Raw genomic sequence first — 829 nt, forward strand, 5'->3', positions numbered from 1 at the left:
TGGAACAGAACCAGGAATTTCAGGCGTGACTGTTCAGTTAGTAGATAAAGCAACAGGTCAAGTGATTTCAACACAAGTAACAGATGCGAACGGTAACTATAAGTTTGATCACTTAAAACCAGGTGACTATACAGTAGTATTTGGCACTCCGAAAACCGTGACAAATCCAGATGGCTCAACAACAAGTTACACAGAAGTAACAAGTTCAAACGAAACAACAGATGGCGATAACTCTAATGTTAACCGCCAAGACGTAAGCATCGTAGATGCGGACAACTTAACGATAGATAAAGGATTTAAGACAGTGGTAACGCCAGCTCCAACATACACAATTGGTGACAAAGTATGGTTAGATACGAATAATGATAATGTTCAAAATGGCGGAACAGAACCAGGAATTTCAGGCGTAACGGTTCAGTTAGTGGATAAAGCAACAGGCCAAGTGATCTCAACACAAGTAACAGATGCGAACGGTAATTATAAGTTTGATCACTTAAAACCAGGTGACTACACAGTAGTGTTTGGCACACCAGCGACCGTGACAAATCCAGATGGTTCAACAACAAGTTACACAGAAGTAACAAGCACAAACGAAACAACAGATGGCGATAACTCAAATGTTAACCGTCAAGATGTAAGCATCGTAGATGCGGACAACTTAACAATAGATAAAGGATTTAAGACAGTGGTAACACCAGCCCCAACGTACGTAATCGGAGATAAAGTATGGTTAGATACAAACAACGATAATGTTCAAAATGGCGGAACAGAACCAGGAATTTCAGGTGTAACGGTTCAGTTAGTGGATAAAGCAACAGGCCAAGTAATC

The 829-nt window shown here is 40.5% G+C and carries 1 protein-coding gene; it reads left to right on the forward strand.

Annotated elements, in window-relative coordinates; genetic code table 11:
- On the forward strand, nt 1-829 hold an 829-nt coding region (locus OCL94_RS13185; protein ID WP_262997381.1), incomplete at both ends, for an SdrD B-like domain-containing protein.

Origin of the sequence: Macrococcus capreoli (assembly GCF_025628935.1) — a bacterium.
In the GTDB taxonomy this organism is placed as follows: domain Bacteria; phylum Bacillota; class Bacilli; order Staphylococcales; family Staphylococcaceae; genus Macrococcoides; species Macrococcoides capreoli.